Origin of the sequence: Cellvibrio sp. PSBB023 (assembly GCF_002007605.1) — a bacterium.
GTDB lineage: Bacteria > Pseudomonadota > Gammaproteobacteria > Pseudomonadales > Cellvibrionaceae > Cellvibrio.
In genome coordinates this window covers 3,387,245-3,405,505 of the sequence record NZ_CP019799.1, presented here as the reverse complement: position 1 = coordinate 3,405,505, position 18,261 = coordinate 3,387,245, and the positions used below count along the sequence as shown (strand labels likewise).

At 47.2% G+C, this 18,261-nt stretch carries 16 protein-coding genes; 8 read left to right on the top strand and 8 right to left on the bottom strand.

Going from position 1 to position 18,261, the window contains the following annotated elements; translation table 11 throughout:
- Positions 1–4 precede the first annotated feature (4 nt).
- The 5 genes from atpA (at position 5) to glmU (ending at position 6,012) form a co-directional block, all read left to right on the top strand.
- Positions 5–1,549, top strand: coding sequence for a F0F1 ATP synthase subunit alpha (gene atpA / locus B0D95_RS14725; protein ID WP_007639064.1), 1,545 nt, complete (start codon positions 5–7; stop codon positions 1,547–1,549).
- A 74-nt stretch (positions 1,550–1,623) separates the two neighbouring features.
- Positions 1,624–2,487 carry a F0F1 ATP synthase subunit gamma gene (gene atpG / locus B0D95_RS14720; protein ID WP_078044604.1) on the top strand — a complete coding sequence of 288 codons (864 nt, stop codon included), beginning with the start codon at positions 1,624–1,626 and terminating at the stop codon, positions 2,485–2,487.
- A gap of 102 nt (positions 2,488–2,589) precedes the next feature.
- Positions 2,590–3,969: a F0F1 ATP synthase subunit beta gene (gene atpD, locus B0D95_RS14715; RefSeq protein WP_078044603.1), complete on the top strand. Its 1,380-nt coding sequence runs from the start codon at positions 2,590–2,592 to the stop codon at positions 3,967–3,969.
- Positions 3,970–4,047: 78 nt separating this feature from the next.
- Complete coding sequence (locus tag B0D95_RS14710; protein WP_007639058.1) at positions 4,048–4,473, top strand: F0F1 ATP synthase subunit epsilon; 426 nt, start codon at positions 4,048–4,050, stop codon at positions 4,471–4,473.
- Positions 4,474–4,653: 180 nt separating this feature from the next.
- Complete coding sequence (gene glmU / locus B0D95_RS14705) at positions 4,654–6,012, top strand: bifunctional UDP-N-acetylglucosamine diphosphorylase/glucosamine-1-phosphate N-acetyltransferase GlmU (protein WP_078044602.1); 1,359 nt, start codon at positions 4,654–4,656, stop codon at positions 6,010–6,012.
- Positions 6,013–6,081: 69 nt separating this feature from the next.
- Here the strand turns inward: glmU and B0D95_RS14700 are convergent, their stop codons facing one another.
- Positions 6,082–6,474, bottom strand: a complete 393-nt coding sequence (locus B0D95_RS14700; RefSeq protein ID WP_078044601.1) for a hypothetical protein — start codon at positions 6,472–6,474, stop codon at positions 6,082–6,084.
- A 243-nt stretch (positions 6,475–6,717) separates the two neighbouring features.
- On the opposite strand from B0D95_RS14700, the gene B0D95_RS14695 reads away from it, so the two are divergent.
- The 3 genes from B0D95_RS14695 to glmS all read left to right on the top strand — a co-directional run bounded on the left by B0D95_RS14695 (position 6,718) and on the right by glmS (position 11,628).
- A complete protein-coding gene (locus tag B0D95_RS14695) occupies positions 6,718–8,778 on the top strand; it encodes a glycoside hydrolase family 9 protein (RefSeq protein ID WP_078044600.1) in 2,061 nt (686 codons plus the stop codon).
- A 158-nt stretch (positions 8,779–8,936) separates the two neighbouring features.
- Positions 8,937–9,704, top strand: coding sequence for a DeoR/GlpR family DNA-binding transcription regulator (locus B0D95_RS14690; RefSeq protein WP_078044599.1), 768 nt, complete (start codon positions 8,937–8,939; stop codon positions 9,702–9,704).
- Positions 9,705–9,795: 91 nt separating this feature from the next.
- Entirely contained in the window at positions 9,796–11,628 is a 1,833-nt protein-coding gene (glmS, locus tag B0D95_RS14685; RefSeq protein ID WP_078044598.1) for a glutamine--fructose-6-phosphate transaminase (isomerizing), read from the top strand.
- Between the two features lie 274 nt (positions 11,629–11,902).
- Here the strand turns inward: glmS and B0D95_RS14680 are convergent, their stop codons facing one another.
- From B0D95_RS14680 to B0D95_RS14650, 7 genes are read right to left on the bottom strand one after another with little or no spacing between them, the layout of a single operon-like run.
- Positions 11,903–12,871, bottom strand: a complete 969-nt coding sequence (locus B0D95_RS14680; RefSeq protein WP_078044597.1) for an AgmX/PglI C-terminal domain-containing protein — start codon at positions 12,869–12,871, stop codon at positions 11,903–11,905.
- A 30-nt stretch (positions 12,872–12,901) separates the two neighbouring features.
- Positions 12,902–13,393, bottom strand: coding sequence for a biopolymer transporter ExbD (locus B0D95_RS14675; RefSeq protein WP_078044596.1), 492 nt, complete (start codon positions 13,391–13,393; stop codon positions 12,902–12,904).
- Positions 13,390–13,935: a biopolymer transporter ExbD gene (locus B0D95_RS14670; RefSeq protein WP_078044595.1), complete on the bottom strand. Its 546-nt coding sequence runs from the start codon at positions 13,933–13,935 to the stop codon at positions 13,390–13,392. Before B0D95_RS14670 ends, B0D95_RS14675 begins: the two co-directional genes overlap by 4 nt.
- A gap of 3 nt (positions 13,936–13,938) precedes the next feature.
- Positions 13,939–14,556 carry a MotA/TolQ/ExbB proton channel family protein gene (locus B0D95_RS14665; RefSeq protein WP_078044594.1) on the bottom strand — a complete coding sequence of 206 codons (618 nt, stop codon included), beginning with the start codon at positions 14,554–14,556 and terminating at the stop codon, positions 13,939–13,941.
- 59 nt (positions 14,557–14,615) lie between these two features.
- The gene (locus B0D95_RS14660; RefSeq protein ID WP_078044593.1) at positions 14,616–14,795 is read right to left on the bottom strand and encodes a hypothetical protein; all 180 of its coding nucleotides are present in this window, start codon (positions 14,793–14,795) and stop codon (positions 14,616–14,618) included.
- Between the two features lie 31 nt (positions 14,796–14,826).
- Entirely contained in the window at positions 14,827–17,448 is a 2,622-nt protein-coding gene (locus B0D95_RS14655) for a bifunctional serine/threonine-protein kinase/formylglycine-generating enzyme family protein (protein WP_078044592.1), read from the bottom strand.
- Between the two features lie 36 nt (positions 17,449–17,484).
- Positions 17,485–18,261 (bottom strand): PP2C family serine/threonine-protein phosphatase, encoded by a 777-nt coding sequence (locus tag B0D95_RS14650; RefSeq protein ID WP_078044591.1) that lies wholly within the window; start codon positions 18,259–18,261, stop codon positions 17,485–17,487.

Here is an 18,261-nt window from a genome sequence, read left to right as displayed (position 1 = left end):
GAGCATGCAGCAACTGAATCCTTCTGAAATCAGTGAAATCATCAAGCAGCGTATTGCTGGTCTTGAGTTTTCAACAGAAGCTCAAAACGAAGGTACTGTCGTTTCCGTAACTGACGGTATTATTCGCATTCATGGTCTCGCCGATGTTATGTACGGTGAGATGATCGAATTTGAAGGCGGAATTTACGGGATGGCACTGAACCTGGAGCGCGACTCTGTTGGTGCAGTAATTCTCGGCGATTACCGTGGTGTGGCCGAAGGCCAGAAATGTAAGTGTACCGGTCGTATCCTGGAAGTACCTGTTGGTCCGGAACTGCTGGGTCGCGTAGTAGACGCGCTGGGCAATCCCATCGACGGTAAAGGTCCGCTGAACACCAAAATGACTGATGCGGTTGAAAAAATTGCACCGGGCGTAATTTGGCGTAAGTCAGTTGACCAACCAGTACAAATCGGTTTGAAAGCGATCGATGCCATGGTACCTATCGGCCGTGGCCAGCGTGAGCTGATCATCGGTGACCGTCAGATTGGTAAAACTGCCATTGCGGTTGATGCGATCATCAACCAAAAAGGTTCTGGCATTAAGTGTATTTATGTGGCGATTGGCCAAAAAGCCTCTTCGGTAGCCAGCGTAGTACGCAAGTTGGAAGAGAACGGCGCGATGGATCACACCATTGTGATTGCAGCGACAGCTTCTGACCCTGCATCCATGCAGTTCCTGGCCGCATTTGCCGGCTGCACCATGGGTGAGTACTTCCGCGATCGCGGTCAAGACGCACTGATCATTTATGATGACTTGACCAAGCAAGCTTGGGCTTACCGTCAAATCTCCCTGTTGTTGCGTCGTCCACCAGGCCGTGAAGCCTATCCTGGCGACGTGTTCTATCTGCACTCCCGTCTGCTCGAGCGCGCTTCTCGTGTAAGCGAAGCTTATGTTGAGAAATTCACCAAGGGTGAAGTGACAGGCAAAACCGGTTCCTTGACCGCATTGCCGATCATTGAAACTCAAGCGGGTGACGTGTCTGCATTCGTTCCAACCAACGTGATTTCTATTACCGACGGACAGATCTTCCTTGAATCGTCCATGTTCAACTCGGGCATTCGTCCGGCGATGAACGCCGGTATTTCGGTATCGCGCGTGGGTGGTGCTGCACAAACTAAAGTGGTTAAAAAGCTCTCCGGTGGTATCCGTACCGCGTTGGCACAATACCGCGAATTGGCTGCCTTCTCGCAATTTGCTTCTGATTTGGACGAAGCGACCAAATCACAATTGGAACACGGTCAACGTGTGACTGAATTGATGAAGCAAAAGCAATTTGCGCCGATGAGCGTTGGCCAAATGGCTTTGGTACTTTATGCGGCTAACGAAGGTCATCTGAAAGATATCGACGTGAGCAAGGTGCTTGATTTTGAAGCGGCACTCTTGTCGTTTGCCAGCTCGGAATACGCTGACACCATGGCGCAGATTGATGCCACCGGTGATTGGAATGGCGAGCTCGAAGGCAAATTCAAAGAGCTGATCACCAAGCTGAAAGCAAGCCGCACCTGGTAATTTGGCGGCCATAAAACCGATGATTATCGGTTTTATGGCTCAGCGTCTTAGGCCGTTAACCTGAGTTCGAGAGTATGGCAAGCACTAAAGAAATTCGGACGCAAATTTCGAGCGTCAAAAGCACGCAGAAAATTACCAGCGCGATGGAAATGGTCGCCGCCAGTAAAATGCGTCGTGCGCAAGATCGTATGCAGTTAGGCAAGCCTTACGCCAATCGCATTCGTGAAGTAGTCGGACACTTGGCTAACGCCAACCCCGAATACAAACACCTGTTTATGAAAGAGCGCGAAGTCAAACGCGTGGGTTACATTCTGGTGTCCAGTGATCGCGGTCTCTGTGGTGGTTTAAACACTAACCTGTTTAAAGCCGCTATTCGGGATATGAAAGTCTGGAACGATCAGAAGATCGCTATTGATTTGTGTCTTGTAGGTGCCAAAGCGGCGCAATTTTTCAGAAGTTTCGGCGGCAATGTTGTTGCTTCCACCCGCGATATCGGCGAAGCCCCTACGGTTTCCGATTTGATCGGTAGTGTGAAGGTAATGCTCGATGCTTTTGAACAAGGCAAGATCGACAAGCTGTACATGGTAAGTAACGATTTTGTGAATACCATGACCCAGTCGCCTAAGGTTCGCCAATTGTTGCCTTTGGTTGCCGAAGAAAATACCAAGTTGAAACATCACTGGGATTATATCTACGAGCCAGATGCCGAGTTCCTGTTAAAGGGTTTGTTGACTCGTTTTATTGAATCACAAGTGTATCAAGCAGTGGTTGAGAACGCCGCCTGTGAACAAGCCGCGCGTATGATTGCGATGAAAAGCGCAACCGATAATGCCGGTGAATTGATTGATAGCTTGAAATTGATTTACAACAAAGCGCGTCAAGCAGCGATTACCCAGGAACTGTCTGAAATTGTGGGTGGTGCGGCAGCGGTCCAATAAGCTGCCCCGTCCAGACAGGCTAACGATTTTTGTATTTAAACCTTCAGCCCCTTGAGTGTTATTAAAGGGATCTGGAATTTCTGGAACAAAGAGGAACCGGAAATGAGTAGCGGACGTATCGTTCAGATTATCGGCGCCGTTATCGATGTGGAATTCCCACGCGATGCAGTGCCTAAAGTTTATGATGCACTGGTTATCACCGACGGCAACCTGACCCTCGAAGTGCAACAGCAATTAGGTGACGGCGTAGTTCGCACTATTGCTCTTGGTTCCTCCGAAGGTTTGCGTCGCGGCTTGGTTGTGACCAACACCAACGAACCTATCAAAGTACCCGTGGGCAAAGAAACCCTCGGTCGTATTATGGATGTTCTGGGTAATCCTATCGATGAGTGCGGCCCAATCGGCGAACAAGAGCGTATGCAGATTCACCGCGCTGCGCCCAAGTACGAAGAGCTGTCAGCTTCGGAAGAGTTGCTGGAAACCGGTATTAAAGTAATCGATCTGGTGTGTCCTTTCGCCAAAGGCGGTAAGGTCGGTCTGTTCGGTGGTGCCGGTGTAGGTAAAACCGTAAACATGATGGAACTCATCAACAACATCGCTAAAGAACACAGCGGTTTGTCGGTGTTTGCCGGTGTAGGTGAGCGTACTCGTGAAGGGAACGACTTCTACCACGAGATGAAAGACTCTAACGTAGTCGACAAAGTAGCCATGGTATACGGCCAGATGAACGAGCCGCCAGGCAACCGTTTGCGCGTAGCTTTGACTGGCTTGACCATGGCGGAAAAATTCCGCGATGAAGGTAAAGACGTTCTGTTGTTCGTCGACAATATTTACCGTTACACCCTGGCCGGTACCGAAGTATCTGCACTGCTCGGCCGTATGCCTTCTGCGGTAGGTTACCAGCCAACATTGGCGGAAGAGATGGGCGTTCTGCAAGAGCGTATTACCTCTACTAAAATCGGCTCGATCACTTCTGTACAAGCAGTATACGTACCCGCGGATGACTTGACCGACCCGTCGCCAGCAACCACCTTTGCTCACTTGGACTCAACTGTAGTACTGAGCCGTGATATTGCTGCAAAAGGTATTTACCCGGCGATTGACCCATTGGATTCCACCTCACGTCAGTTGGACCCAATGATCATTGGTCAGGATCACTATGCAGTTGCTCGCGGTGTACAAACTGTATTGCAACGCTACAAAGAGCTGAAAGATATTATCGCGATTCTGGGTATGGACGAATTGTCAGAAGAAGACAAACAAACCGTATCCCGCGCGCGTAAGATCGAGCGCTTCCTGTCACAACCTTTCCACGTAGCAGAAGTATTTACCGGCTCGCCAGGTAAGTATGTTCCGCTGAAAGAAACCATCCGTGGTTTCAAAGGTTTGTTAGCGGGTGATTACGATCACTTGCCAGAACAAGCTTTCTACATGGTAGGTTCTATTGACGAAGCTGTAGAAAAAGCCGGCAAACTCAAGTAATCCCTGACCCCGCGCCTGGCGCGGGGTTTGTTTGCTGTTCTGTTTAAGTACAGTTTATTCAAGTGAAGAGACACTAGTATGGCCATGACTATTCAATGCGATATCGTCAGTGCTGAGCGTGAAATTTTCTCCGGTATTGTGGAGATGGTAATTGCCACCGGTACACTGGGTGACATAGGTATCGCCTATGGCCACGCCCCTTTGCTGACCGGCATCAATCCAGGTCCTGTGCGTCTTATTAAACAAGGCGGTGCCGAAGAGGTGTTTTTTGTTTCGGGCGGTTACCTTGAGGTTCAGCCCTATCATGTAACCGTACTGGCAGACACTGCTTTGCGCGCGGATGATATGGATGAAGCTGCTGCTCTGGAAGCACAACAATTGGCACAACATCAACTGTCGGAGCAATCCAAAGAGATTGACTTCCAACGCGCCGCGGCCCAATTGGCAGAAGCTGCTGCCCAATTGCGCACCTTGCAAGCCATCAAGCGAAAAGCAGGCAAGTAAGCGGTTGTTGATAATAAAAAAGGCGACTTTCGAGTCGCCTTTTTTATTGCGCAAATTTTTAGCTAGCGTTGGCTAATAACATTTCAATAACAAAGCAAAGCGTTAAAATGCGGTAGGTATTCGCTGACCACAACTATTAGTGTTCATTCACCACTCTTTCACTTTCAAAAGGACTCTCTCATGCTCGATATCCTCGTCCTCGCCGCTGGTAAAGGCACTCGTATGCGTTCGGATTTGCCCAAGGTATTGCACCCGATCGGCGGTAAGGCACTGGTGCAGCATGTGGTGGACACCGCGCGTCAGGTGGGCGGTGAGCAGATCCTGATTATCGTCGGCCACGGTGCAGAAAAGGTAGAGGAGAAAATGGCCGCGCCGGATGTGAAGTTCGTCCTGCAGGCCGAACAGTTGGGAACAGGCCACGCAGTACAACAAGCCCTGCCCCACTTGCGCAACGATGCCACCGTGTTAATCCTTTATGGTGATGTGCCGCTAACCCGAGCAGAAACCCTGCAAAAATTAATTGCTGGCGTCAACGAAAACCAAATGGGTTTACTCACCGTTGATCTTTCCGATCCAACCGGTTATGGCCGTATTGTGCGCGATGAAAAAAATACAGTTGTTGCTATTGTCGAACACAAAGATGCCAGTGACGAGCAGAAAAAAATCCGTGAAATCAACACCGGTATCATGGCGGTCAAAGCGGCGCATCTACAGAAATGGTTACCGCAGTTAAAAAATAATAACGCTCAAGGTGAGTATTACCTCACCGATATCATTGCCATGGCAAAAGCCGATGGTATTAGCATCCATGTTGAACAACCCAACGCGGTTGAAGAAGTGGAAGGTATTAACAACCGCCGTCAACAAGCCGCGTTGGAATGCTTCTATCAACGGCAGTTAGCTAATACATTAATGGATGAGGGTGTTACTTTACTCGATCCCCACCGTATCGATATTCGCGGAACCCTTACCGCTGGCCGCGATGTCGTTATCGATGTGAATTGCGTTTTTGAAGGCGATGTTGTCTTGGGTGATGGTGTAGTCATTGAGCCCAACTGTGTGATTATCAATAGCAAAATTGGTGCGGGAACCCACATCAAAGCCTTCAGCCATATTGAAGAAGCGGTGATGGCAGCCAATTGTGATATAGGCCCCTATGCCCGCTTGCGCCCGGGCACTGATCTGGCCGATGAAGTTAAAATTGGCAACTTTGTCGAGACTAAAAAAGCCGTAATCGCCAAGGGCAGTAAAGTGAATCACCTGAGTTATATTGGCGATGCCAAGGTCGGCAGTAAAGTGAATGTGGGTGCTGGAACTATCACCTGTAATTACGACGGCGTGAATAAATTTAAAACGGAAATCGGCGATAATGCGTTTATCGGTTCCAATTCGGCATTGGTCGCACCGGTAAAAATTGGCGCAAGTGCAACTGTGGGTGCGGGGTCAATTATCACCAAAGATGTTGAAGCGGCAGAGCTGGCGATTGCGCGCAGCAAGCAGCGCAATATTCAGGGGTGGGAGCGGCCGACGAAGAAATAGTATTTTGCAAAAGCAGGCGATAAACCACTGTTTATCGCCTGAAGTGTCAGATAGCAATGGCGCCACCAGTTAAGTACCCAAGGGTGCCCATCCACTCTCCTCATGTTCGATACCTGCCACAGAATACTTTAAAAACCACTTAACTTGATCTGGTGTTTCACCCACTTGAGGGAAATACACTGCTTGGAATAGTAATGGACTTGCAGTATTCAAATTACTTACGCTTTGAATATCCCATGCGCATTTGTAGGGGTCACTATCTGGGTCTTCGGGTGGTGTTGGATTGTTGTATTTAGGGAATGCATTTACAGCATTAGGATCAGGGAAACCATCGTAATCATTAAGTAACAAACCGAATACTATGCCCGCAGCAGATTGAAGGCTAACTTGTAGTTGAGCGGTCAGTATTTGGTCGGAGCCTATTTCGCTCGGTGTAATTTGGACAAAGATAGGGGATGGCATAGCAGTTCCTTTCGTGAGGCCAGTGGGATGATGAGTATATAGTTTGAACAGCAGAATGAATCGCAGGTTGATGACCAAGGTGCCACTATTTTTGTAAATGCAGATATCGGTTGTCAGGAAAGTTCAGTTAAAGGCGTTTGAATTGAAAAAGGTAAAGATTTAATAACATGCTGGGAATATGATGAATGTAACCGGTTAAGAGCATAATATCGCGGTAAATCAATAATAACCAAAGAGCGATTTATGAATACATCCAAACTATTTCTGATGGTTACCCTAAGTGGATTAATAACGGCTTGCGGCGGTGGAGGAGGCAGTGGTGGTGGATCAGCTCCAGCATCCAAAGCTACATCTTCAATAGCACTTGCCAGTAGTCTTGCACCATCGTCGGTGGCAGCATCTTCCCTCGCTGTCTCATCAACTCCAATCGCCAGTTCAGTTACATCGGCTGCAGCCAGTTCTGTCGCTAGCGGTGCACCAACCATTAGCGGGTTTATCGTAGTCGACCAATTCGGCTATTTGCCGGATGCCAAAAAAGTCGCGGTTATCCGCGACCCGCAAACTGGTTATGACGCAGCACTGAGTTTTACTCCCGGTGCGACTTATCAGCTGATCAATCTGGATACCAACGCCGTCGTACTCAGCGGCAGCGCGGTAAGCTGGAAATCCGGTGCGACCTTTGATGCCGCCGGCGATAAAGCCTGGTGGTTCGATTTCTCCAGTGTCACCACACCGGGCACGTACGCGGTGGTGGATGTGGAAAAAAATGTTCGCTCTCCCGGCTTTAAGATCGGGGCTGATATTTATAAACCCGTGCTGAAACACGCAATGCGCATCTTCTTTTACCAGCGCGCCGGTTTTGCCAAACAAGCGCCGTTTGCCGAAGCGGGTTGGACGGATAGCGCCAGCCACATAGGTGCGGGGCAAGATAAAAACGCGCGCCTGTTTAGCGACAAAAATAACGCCGCCACCGAAAGAGATTTATCCGGCGGTTGGTATGATGCGGGCGATTACAACAAATACACCAACTGGCACGCCTATTATCTGGTAGCCCTACTCCACGCCTATGCGGAAAACCCGACGGTGTGGACGGACGATTACAACATCCCTGAATCCGGCAATGGCGTGCCCGATATTATTGACGAGATCAAATGGGGTTTTGACTGGCTGAAGAAAATGCAGAATGCCGATGGCTCGGTGTTGTCCATTCTTGGCCTTTCACATGCCAGCCCACCGTCTGCAGCGACCGGCCCCAGCTATTACGGCCCAGCCAGTACCTCAGCGACACTCACCAGCGCGGGCGCGTTTGCACTCGGTAGTAAAATCCTGACTAGCCTGGATAATCCGGAGCTGAATACCTACGCCGCTGATCTGAAAACCCGTGCCGAAAACGCCTGGATTTGGGCAGTTGCCAATCCTGATGTGATCTTCCGTAATAACGAATGCGCATCGGCTGGGTTGGGTGCTGGGCAGCAAGAAGTGGATGACGCAGGCCGCGCGACCAAAAAAACAATAGCGGCTATTTACCTGTTTGCCGCGACAGGTTCAGCGACCTATCGTAGTCATGTTGATGCCAATGCCAACAATGCGACCAGTTGGGTGTCACCTTGGAATGAGCCGGAGCTGAGCGCGTGGTTGTACTACGCCAGTTTGCCTGATGCGACGACCAACATCGCTACCACTATCAAAAGCCAGTATCAATCAGCACTCAATAGTGCCAATGACAACTGGAAAGCCGTGCGTAACGGCGATGACCCTTATCGCGTTCACTTGAGCGCAAGTGAATATACCTGGGGCAGCAACCGCACTGTCTCGCGCAAAGGCCTGACGTTCCATCATTTGATCGACTATGAGTTCAGCGGTGTAGATGCGGCCGAAATTCGCAACGCGGCGCTCGGTTCCTTGCACTATATTCACGGGGTTAACCCACAGGCTATGGTTTACCTATCCAATATGTACAGTCTGGGTGTGCACAGCTCGGTCAATGAGTTCTATCACTCCTGGTTTAGTGATGGCAGTGCACTGTGGGATCGCGTCGGTACTTCAACCTATGGCCCTGCCCCCGGTTTCCTGGTCGGTGGTCCCAACCCGTCCTACAACTGGGATGGCAACTGCACCTCAGCTAGCCCGAACCCCGGTTGTGGCACCGCAGCGTCCACGCCACCCAAAGGCCAGCCGGCGATGAAAGCCTATCTGGACTTCAACACCAGCTGGCCGCTTAACTCTTGGGAAGTGACGGAAAACCACAACGATTATCAGGTGGCTTATATTCGTTTGTTGTCGAAGTTTGTGCCCAAGCCTTAATTACGTCTATGTAACGATGGAGGCATCTACCCAAAAGGCAGATGCCTTTTTTGTGCCTTCGTAGTCCAGATCAGGTGGGATAAATAATAAACAAAGCTTGCTTAAAAGTTTCGAGTAGCTAAAATATCTTTCAAATCGAAACTTATTGGCAAGTTATCATGACAAAACGCAACACCCAGCAGCGCCGTCGGGCGATTATCGATCTGCTTAATGGCAGCGGCGAAGTCAGTGTTGAAGCGCTTGCTGAGCAGTTTTCTACCTCTGAAGTCACTATCCGCAAGGATTTAGCCGCGCTGGAGTCCAACGGTTTGCTACTGCGCCGCTATGGCGGCGCTGTACCGGTTCCTCAAGAATTGATGAGCGATCCCATCGAAAAAGTTTCGGTTCGTAAGCAATCCATCGCCAAAGCCGCCGCGCAGCTGATCCGTGATCACAACCGCATCATCCTCGACAGCGGCAGTTCTACCACCTCCGCCCTACTACCCGAGTTATCGCACAAGCAAGGCTTGGTGGTGATGACCAACTCCCTCAGCATCGCCAATGCCCTGCGCGAGCTGGAAAACGAACCCACTATTTTGATGACCGGCGGTACCTGGGACCCGAAATCCGAAGGCTTCCAAGGCCAACTCGCCGAGCAGATTTTGCGCTCTTACAACTTCGACCAATTTTTTATCGGTGCCGATGGTTTGGATCTGGAGCGCGGCACGACGACCTTTAACGAACTCTACAGCCTAAGCCGTGTAATGGCAGAAGTCGCACGCGAAGTAATAGTGATGGCCGAATCCGACAAAATCGGGCGCAAAATCCACAACCTGGAATTGCCCTGGTCGGCGATAAAAGTCCTCGTCACTGATGACGGCATTGATGCAAAAGATAAACAAAAAATCGAACAACAGGGTGTGCAAGTGATTTGCGCATCCGCATAGCTATTTATAAAAGCGTTAAGACCAGGATTTACAAAAAACATTTTTTACAAGAAATAAATTGTTACTACTACTAAAGCTCAAGGAGTTAATTATGTGTGGAATTGTCGGCGCAGTAGCGCAACGTGATGTGGTGGATATTCTGGTGGAAGGATTGCGTCGCCTTGAATATCGCGGATACGACTCAGCCGGTGTGGCTGTGGTGAATAGCAGCGGTGAATTACAACGCGTACGTCGCTTGGGCAAGGTAAAAGAATTGTCCGATGCCGTCAAAGCGGAACCAACACCCGGTGGAACGGGCATCGCGCATACACGTTGGGCAACCCACGGCGAGCCGAGCGAGCGCAACGCCCATCCGCATATTTCCAAAGAACATATCGCAGTAGTACACAACGGCATTATTGAAAACCATGCAAATTTACGCTGTCTTTTGCAAGAAGAAGGTTATGTATTTACTTCCGATACCGACACTGAAGTAATCGCGCATTTGGTACAAAAAGAATTAAAAACTACTGACAGTTTGTTAGCAGCAGTGCAAAAAACCGTAAAACAATTGCATGGCGCTTACGGTACTGTGTTGATGGATAAAAATGATGCATCGCGTTTAGTGGTTGCGCGTTCTGGTAGCCCCTTAGTGATTGGCTTGGGCATCGGTGAAAATTTTATCGCGTCTGATCAGCTCGCGCTTTTGCCGGTAACACGCCGCTTTATCTTTTTGGAAGAAGGTGATGTAGCGGAAATCACCCGCACTACAATTAGCATTTTTGATAAAGATGGCCAGGCCGTTGAGCGCCAGATTCACGAATCTACCGCGAGTTACGATGCGGGCGACAAAGGCCAATACCGTCATTTCATGCTCAAGGAAATTTACGAACAACCTAATGCGGTACTGAATACGCTGGAAGGTCGTTTGAGTAATGAATCAGTGATGGACGAAACCTTCGGCAACGGTGCCACTGAATTATTCAAAAAAGTAAAACACATCCAAATCGTCGCCTGCGGCACCAGCTACCACTCCGCAATGGTTGCGCGCTATTGGTTGGAAACCTTTTCCGGCATTTCCTGCAACGTCGAAATCGCCAGTGAATTCCGTTACAGAAAATCCTTCGTACAACCTAATAGCATGGTAGTCACCATCAGCCAATCCGGTGAAACTGCAGACACGCTTGCCGCTTTGCGTTTGGCAAAAGAACTCGGCTATTTAGGTAGCTTGAGTATTTGCAACGTCGCGGGTTCATCATTAGTACGCGAATCTGATTTAGCGTTTATGACCCGCGCCGGTGCGGAAATTGGTGTCGCATCCACCAAAGCTTTTACCACGCAATTGGTTGGCTTGGCGATGCTGGTACTGGCCATCGGTAAATACAACGGCCTTTCAACTGAACAACAAAAAGAAATGGTTGCTGCGTTAAAAAACCTTCCGGCGAAATTGGAAGAGTCACTAACACTCGCACCAAAAATAGAAGCGCTTGCAGAAGAATTTGCCGATAAACACCACGCATTATTTTTAGGTCGCGGTGATCAATACCCCATCGCAATGGAAGGCGCGTTGAAATTAAAAGAAATTTCCTACATCCACGCTGAGGCCTATGCCGCCGGCGAATTAAAACACGGACCATTGGCATTGATAGACGCACATATGCCGATCATCGTTGTTGCACCCAATAACGACTTGTTGGAAAAGTTAAAATCCAATGTCGAAGAAGTGCGCGCGCGCGGCGGCATCTTGTATGTCTTCGCCGATGAAGATGCAAAATTTGAATCCGATGCCACCATGCGCGTCATCAACGTGCCGCATATCCATCCATGGTTGGCACCCATTCTCTACACCTTGCCGCTACAGTTGTTGAGTTATTATGTGGCGATTATTAAGGGTACAGATGTGGATCAGCCGAGGAATTTGGCGAAAAGTGTGACCGTAGAATAGCCTGAAAAACTGTCAAAACGGCTGTTGTCGGTTTTAAATAATTAGTGATACTAACCCAGCAGTGACCTATATTTGATCAAGATTAGGCCACTGCTGGGGTTTTTAATGTTCAACAATCCTAAAAACATCTGGGAGTGGACTGCAACCAGTGCAGCGGTGTGCCCCACTTACACAAAAACGCCTTCCCCGCTATTAACATATCTAACCGAAATCGGATTGTTTTAATAAAGCAATCAGTATTTAGCTTAAGCAATGGGTGTGCATGACTCTTTGTCTAGGGTAAAAACTCTACCGGGTAGCTAACAGTGACGGATTCACCGGATATGGGTGCGAAGGTAAATAATTTGATCCTGCCCATGATTCTGGCTTCCAGAGCCGGGTTATTCAGATCGCTGGATACTATTTTTACAGATGCTACTTTGCCGCTTGGTAAAATCGTCAATTCAAAGACAACCCTTCCTTTTAAGCTGGCGTTTTTCCGTCGTTCACGTTCATACAGTGAATAGAGACCCGGTCTATTTTTATCAAAAACGCTTGTTAAATCTGTCGGTGCTCGTCCGCCAGTATTGTTGCTTTTAGCAATCGCGGTCTTTTCTCTTTCAGCACGTTCAGTCGCTGCTGTAGTTTTATTGTTGATATCTCTTTGCTGTAATTCAGTCAGGTTTACCTTAGACGTAATCTTTTCTGCATCAATATTGCTCTGTGGAGTTGTAGTGGTTAAATCGATTTTATGAGTTGCTGCTTCTGTCGTTATTTTGCGGTCGTGAAGTTTAGCGCGGATATTGTTATTCACTTCACTGGTGTCCGTTAATTCTCGCATTTCGTTTGCTAATGCCAGCAATCCACTTTGCTGTGCAACATTGCGCGCTTGTTGCTCGTTGACACTCAGTGGTTGTTTATCTATTTCTGACGGACGTTTACGTTCTACCCTAACTTGCGCAGGTTGCTCCAATGTAGGTTGTGGTGTTGGTTTTTTTCTGGGCGTCAATACTGGTTTTGGCTCGGGTGTTGGGGCCGGTGGAATTATTTTTTTAGGTCGCTCAGCAATAAAATTGGCGATGCGATCTGGGACCTTGGCTATCTGGCGCGGGCCCCGCTCAGGAACCTTAATAAAAGCGATGATAATAGCAAGCGTGATAACAACCGTAAAAACCGCCAACATGATCCATTTGAAATGATCCGATGCCGTCGCTTTTGGCTGCCACTCAAGCGCAAGCTTTTTATAATTTATAACCTCTGACATCCTGAATCCGTTGTTGATTTTTACGAGATATTACATTTTTGGAATTGCTTTCTGCACAGCGGCGAAGGCAATTTTTGTGTAGTTTGATTGCTTGCAACTGGCGAGTACCTTCTGAATAACCTCATAAGGCACATTTTCATCACTCATTATGGTGATTCGACCCTGCTGCTCAGTTTTCGGTGATTTACTGCTAGCGTGATACATCAACTCTTCTATTAGTTTGGGAACAGTATTTTCCTGGCTGTGCAGCACTGATTCAACTTTTGCAATACTGATGCCGCCTAATAAAATGTCTTTTGGGGTTATTGCAATAACCAAAGTTTCCTCTGGTACTTGCGTAGACTTGGATGTTGGCAGTTTAAGATCTTTATTTGTGGGTAATTGATGGGTATTAGACGAACTGACTAATAAGAAAAAAACCAGAATAGTAAAAATATCCATCAGTGCCACTAGATTTAGTGGCGGGACTTTAAACTTCTTATGATTCCTTTCCATTCGACGGGCGCGACGTGACATTTTCATTGTGCGTGCTCATCCAGTGGTGCAGGAATCGTTTCAATATCGGTAGCGATAATATCTACATCACCACTGATTGAAATATTAGGAAATAACTCAACAGATTCCACGGTTGCAAGATTAACAACTTCCATACTGCGGACGTGATCCATTACTTCTATCATAGTTTTGTAGGTTATTTTTGATTCAAATAACAAAAGCATATCCCGTTCTTCGGGAAAGCGAGATTTTATTTCCCTCATTACCTTTGAAAATAACGTCCAGTTATCTTGAGTACCAGTGCGTTCAATTTTATGTATTAACCCCAAGTTGGCGTCCTGAATATCAAAACTGGTTTCCCTGACAACAAGCTCTAACATGAGATCAACTTTATCAGTAGAATTTTTTTGGGCTTGGTCTAACACTGGAAGATTTAGTTCAAGCACCGTCATTCTGGAAAAGACCGCTGTGACCAATAAAAAAGGAACCAGCATTACCATCAGGTTCATAAAAGCTGTGATATTGAGTTCCACCACATCGTGCATATTTTTTTTGCGTATAAATTTCATTATCTATTCGTCAACCATTAAATTGGAGCATTTAACCGCTGCCATTTCTATGGTGTCGATTAACTTACTGGTGCGTGTTGCAAGGTAAGAGTGAATAAGCAACAGAGGAATAGCAACGATAAGACCGAATGCTGTGGTGTTCATCGCAACAGAAATACTGCCGGAAAGTAAATCGGCTTTTTCTGCCGGGTCCGCTTCTGCCACAACAGCAAACGCATCGATCAGGCCAATAATAGTACCGAGCAAACCGAGCAATGTTGCCACGTTTGCCAGAGTGGCCAGGTAATGTGTTCGCTCTTCCAGTAATGGCACGACTTCCATTACACCTTCCTCCATGGCGGACTCAACCACCTCACGTTTTACGGCAGGTTTTGCTCGTGCAAAGCCATACGATAACACCAGTGCCAGGGGGCTTTTGGATTCGCCAATCGCACGCTCTGCACGCACAAAATCATTTGCTTTAAGCATAGGCACAATCAATGTCCAGAGTTTATTGGTAGCTCTTGACATTTTTGATAGATAAAACAGTCGATCAGCGGCAATTGCCAAGGCTATTGCCATAACAAAAAGTATGGGATACATAAAACTCCCACCAGCTTGAAAAAATTTTACCAATTCCATAAGACAACCTTTAACTCTTGTTGAAAATTAAAAATAAATACGGGTGTATCACTACATATTTAGCCTGAAGTATTGATACTTAAACTCATAACCTGAGGTGTAGGAGTTAGTCCATTGAATTCTTTATCCATCTGATCAATTAACTGTCGGCGTTTAGTGCGATATTCTTCCAGAGAAATTTTGTGCTCGTAATGTGCATTAACCAGAGTTTTAATTGCATCAATGTAGACATTTTCCACCAGCGTTTTCCATCCTTAATGATTTATTAAATTAATGTTGGATCTCACGTAAAACACGAAATCCGGTGAAGGGATCTGCGCTACCATCATGGGATAGCTGCTTACTAAAATTGCATTCGTCCATCTCTGTGTCAAAGGAGCCGCCAACAACGGAATAGCTTCCGCCTGGTTGTAACACCCACTCCTGTGCATTACCCAAATGATTTACAACGCCCCAAGGATTTTGCTGTCCCAACGACGTTTTATTGAGTGTGCTGCCTTTTTTAATACCGCGTGAATTCAGTTTACAGTTACGGTTTGGGTCGGGAAGTGCATTTGTTGATTTGGCGGCGTATTGCCACTCTGCCAAGGTGGGTAGACGATAGTTTCGTCCGGATTTATTGGATAACCATTCAAGGTAAGCCGATGCATTTGCCATACTGATATTGGTGATAGGCGTTGCAGCTTCCAGGTGGTTATCTATTTTGCATTTACCACTCTGTTGACAAAATTCATTCATTTCATCAACAGACACTTCGTATTTGCCTATTGCAAAAGCATTAATACTGCCTTTACTAGGAATAACCACCATTACGGGTGCCTTGGTTGCACCATTTAATCTATCGCGACAGCTGCTTCCCATACCGCGAGCACCCAAGCCTGCTAGTGAAATACTACAAGGGTCTTTTGCTGCAATTGCAATATTTGCGATCAAACTGTTGCCTCCAAATAACCGCAGCGCTTGTCTCTTAATCACTTCTGCCCGATCCGGAAATGTGGCGCCTATTTTCTTAATACATTGTGCCATTGCTGCCACAATGCCCGGCTCTTCTTGCTTATACCTAAGGGGATTAAGTGAGCGCAATTTTGCAATGGCAATTTCAAAGTCGCGCATATCAATGGTGCTGTTACAGAGAAGTGGTTTATTGACGTTAGCGAGTGCTGCTTCAAAATCAGAGTGTTGTTTTGCCTGGGATTTTTCTTCTTGCAGTTTTAGTTGTTTTTCTTTTGTTAATCGCTCTTGTTCCAAGGCGATCAATGCCTGTTGCTGCTGACGTGCCAGCGCTTGACGTTCACGTTCAGTTAGGGCTGCACTGATTTTTTTTGCAAGTTCACTCAACAAGGCTTCGTCTCCGGCATATCGAATCGCATTGGTATGCCATAGTTGAGCATTTTCTAATTCATCCTTAGTTAAGGCAGCCTCTATTTTTTGTAAATAGAGTGCATAGAAATTGCTCTCATGTGTGAGTAACCATGAATCAGCCCTACCCAATAGTTGACGTAATTCTTGTATTTCAAGCCACACCTGGTTTTCCCATTCCAGCGTAAAGCTGGCTTGCGCATAGAGTTCGGCAATGGCTTTCTTTTTCATTTCAAGGCGCAATTTCTGCTCGATTTCATTGCGTACCTGATCTTCGGAGAGCGTTACTGTTGGTGCGGGTTTAAATTGATAATAGGCACCTGCTGCTCCACCCAGCATTAAAGCAGCCAATAAAAAGAACATTCCTGCACGGCTTGCAGAGCGAGTAAATTCTTGCCAAAAAAGCTCCACGGATTGGGTTCTACTTTCCCGATCAAATGCCAGGGCATGTTCTATTGCCCGCCATTGTCGTTTACTTAATCCGGGTATTTTTTTTGGTTTAAGTTTTTGGCGTTTTGCTTCGTCAGCATGTACCCGGTTAAAGGGGTGTGATCCGGTAAATAGCTCATAGGCTATACAACCCAGTGCGTATATATCATCGCGCACATCAGGGTTTTTCCCTTCGAGCATTTCCAAACTGGCATAGGCAGGAGTTAATGCTCCGAGGTTGCCTGCGTCGAATACCGTACGGTCATCAATACTTTCTTCACGATGTTCAACTTTGGCGACCGCACGCGCAATGCCAAAATCAATTACTTTGGCAATTCCCTTGTTATTAACAAAAATGTTTCCCGGTTTGAAATCAGAGTGAATAATGTGTTGCGCATGTGCATAGATCAGTGCAGCACACATGCCTTCAATGATTTTAATCACCTCGGAATGCGGCAAACCGACAGAACGGTACTGTGCAATTAGTTTGTCGAGTGGCTTCCCATCCAGGTATTCCATGGTCATAAAGACCGTATCGCCATCGCGGTCAAAATCGTACACAGTGACGATATTTGGGTGGGCTATGCGTTGGGTTTTGCGAGATTCGCGCTGCAGTGCAATAAACGCTTCAGGATGGGCCTTAAATTCATCGATAAGTACTTTGATTGCGACATAAGGATCGCGGTCTTGAGCCTCAATTTTGAGTAAATCCTTGGCTTTATAAACGACCCCCATTCCTCCTGCACCAAGAAGTTCTTCTAATACGAAACGCCCTTTGAGTACAGTGTGTTCTTCAATAGAACCCTGCGATGTAAAATGATTATTTGTTGCTTGTTCTGAATAAGGCGTAATGTTGATACGAGTTTTTTCGTCCGGACTGGAGTCCGTTACGGAGGCAGCATTACGAGCGGCCTGCTGTTGCGGCATAAAACGGGTTTTATCAGCGCTGTGACCACTATGTTGCTTGGCAAGTTGGATGCGCGTTTTTTCGTCATCGATTGCAGCGTCTTTTTTTACCGGCGCAAATCGGGTCTTATCGTCTTCATGCACATTTTTAATAAGCGACGGCTTTATCTGCGTTTTATTGTCGATTGAATCATTCATTATGGTGTTACCGCTGTCCTGTTGCCCAGTCTTACCCTATCCCTGCGTGCTATCTGCAGCAGACACTCTACCTGGATTGCCTTTAACTACAATCACAGAAACATTATCCCTGGCGCCTTGTTCAAGCGCTTTTTCAATCAATTCATCTGTACTTTGTTGTACATCGCGGAGCTTCATTGATTCCACAATGTCATCATGGCTGACAGCATTGTAGAGACCGTCACTGCATAACAAAAAACTGTCGCCAACTTGTGTGGTAAAGAGGGATACGTCAACATACAGCGGTGTTTCAACACCTACTGCGCGTGTAATGACGTTGCGGTTGGGATGGTTATCACTGCCTTCTCGTGTAATCAAACCAAGCTCAATCATTTCCTCCAGTTGACTGTGGTCGCGCGAGAGCTGTACTAATTGCTGGTTGCGCAAGCGATACAAGCGAGAATCTCCCACCCATAAACATGCGCCAACTCTTCCTTTGATAACCATAACAACGACAGTGCTACCCATGGTGCTACCGTCAAACATGATTTGTGCGTATTCCAGCATTAACTGGTTGACCTCAAGCAAACAGTCTTCAATGACATCAACACAATCTCCCAAACTTGTGGAGGCACTGAGGGCAGCAAGAGCATCTACAATTTTACTACTGGCAATGTCACCTACCTTATGGCCACCCATACCATCTGCAACGGCCCACAGGCCAACGTCCGGTTTTGCGAGCACTGCATCTTCATTAACTGTGCGTACGCAACCTACATCTGTTCGTACACCGCTCACCCAGCTAATTGGGCGTCTATAGGTTGTATCTGTCAT